This is a genomic window from Saccharomonospora halophila 8, from assembly GCF_000383775.1.
GTDB lineage: Bacteria > Actinomycetota > Actinomycetes > Mycobacteriales > Pseudonocardiaceae > Saccharomonospora > Saccharomonospora halophila.
The window spans coordinates 1-1,832 of sequence record NZ_KB912479.1 but is presented as its reverse complement, the minus strand read 5'-3'; the positions used below and the strand labels follow the sequence as shown (position 1 = coordinate 1,832).

Annotated in this window: 2 protein-coding genes; one reads left to right on the top strand and one right to left on the bottom strand. The window is 71.6% G+C overall.

Annotated features, from left to right (window positions below):
• Positions 1 to 342 (bottom strand): AraC family ligand binding domain-containing protein (locus SACHA_RS0100750; RefSeq protein ID WP_019806400.1); only part of this gene is annotated, 342 nt, incomplete at its 3' end.
• Between the two features lie 227 nt (positions 343 to 569).
• Between SACHA_RS0100750 and SACHA_RS0100745 the strand changes: the two genes are divergently transcribed.
• Positions 570 to 1,757, top strand: a complete 1,188-nt coding sequence (locus SACHA_RS0100745) for a YncE family protein (protein ID WP_028662761.1) — start codon at positions 570 to 572, stop codon at positions 1,755 to 1,757.
• Positions 1,758 to 1,832 lie beyond the last annotated feature (75 nt).

The following is a 1,832-nucleotide window of genomic DNA, read 5'->3' as shown; positions in this document are numbered from 1 at the left end:
GCCCCGGCCGCCCGCCGCGGCGGCCACCGCGTCGACCGGCAGGTAGAGCACCCGGTAGGTCCAGCCGTCCGTGTGCGCGGGACCGCCGGTGTGCACCACCTCCGGGTTGAGCAGCACCGTGCCGCCCGCCGCGACCCGTTCGGTGCCCCCGCCGATGCGCAGTTCCTCGGCCCCGGTCTCCACCACACCGACCGCGAACGTCTCATGGCTGTGCCGGGGGAACCGGTGCCGCCGGAAGCGTGCCCACATGACGTCCACCCCGGCCACCCCCGGATGCCGCCAGTAGCGGGCGAGCTCCCCGCGAGCCGCCCGGGAACCCGCGGACGGAGCGGTCCCGGTCATGCCGCCGCCCCGGGCACGGCGGGGTCGGGCACGGTTCGCACTCCCACGGTCGCAGCCTAACCGGCCGGGCCGTGACGGTGCGGTGACCGGAGTCGCCCGCGGGGCGTGCGCAGGGACACGACCACCGGGCGGAGGCGCGGAGTCCCCGCCGCGGCACCCTTGCGTCCGGTTCGCCCACCCCGCACAATTCGTGAATCCAATTCATGTCTACGATGGGGTAGGTTGTCATGCGACAGCGACTCGGGCGCGTGTGCGCACTGGCCGCCACGGCCGTGCTCACCGCGACGCTCACCGGCACGCCGGTGGCCCACGCGCAACCGGACCGCGACGTGATGTTCGTCGGGAACAACTGGGACGGCACCGTCGACCTGATCGACGCCCGCACGCTGGAGACGTACCAGCGCATCGACGTGGTCCCGGACCTGGATGACCGCAAGTCCGAGATGCGGGTCGACCAGTACCTCGCGATGCGGGTCATCCGGGAGACCGCGGGCGAGGGCCACGACCAGCTCGTGGACGACATCATGGTCTCCGGTGACGGCAGGACGATGTACGTCTCCCGGCCCAGCCTCGGCGACGTCGCCGCGTTCGACATCGCCGACGGCGACCAGCTGTGGTTCAACCGGGTGGACGGCTACCGGTCCGACCACATGGCGCTGTCCCCGGACGGGGAGACCCTGCTGGTCTCGGCCACCACGGCGGACACGGTCAACGCGCTCGACCCGGCCACCGGCGAGATCGTCGGACGGTTCGACGCCGGGGACTTCCCGCACGAGAACCGCTACTCCGCCGACGGGGACACGATCTACAACGCCTCCATCGGCAACGTGATCGCCCCGGACGCGGAGATCCTCGACCCGGTGAAGGGGGACCGCGAGATCACCATCGCCGATGCGGAGACCTTCGAGGTCACCGACACGATCGAGTTCGAGGCGGGCATCCGCCCGTTCGTCGTGCTGCCCGACGAACGCACGATGTACGCGCAGCTGTCGTTCCACAACGGCTTCATCGAGTACGACCTCGACCAGCGACGCCGGACCCGGACGGTGCACCTGCCGCTGTCGGAGGAGGCGCGGGAGATGGACCGCAGCGACTACCCGCTGGACTCCGCGCACCACGGCCTGGCGATGAACAACGACCACAGCAAGATCTGCGACGCGGGCACGATCTCCGACTACGCCGCCGTGCTGTCCGTGCCGGAACTGACGGTGGACTCGATCGTCGACGTCGGGGACAAACCGTACTGGGCCGCCACCTCCCCCGACGGCCGGTACTGCTTCCTGTCCAACGCCGACAGTGACGACATCTCCGTGGTCTCCTACGACGACCCGCGCGAGATCGCCCGCATCCCCGTGGGGGATCACCCCCAGCGGGTGCGCGGCTACACCGTCCCCTCCGACGTCCTGGACCGATGAGGGCCCGCCTCGCGGCGGCCGGCGCACTGGCCGCCGCCGCACTCCTCGGCGCCACCGCCCTCACCCCGGTCGCGG

Coding starts and splice junctions, on each gene's coding strand:
- SACHA_RS0100745 (WP_028662761.1), top strand. CDS start 570: ATGCGACAGCGACTCGGGCGCGTGTGCGCACTGGCCGCCACGGCCGTG.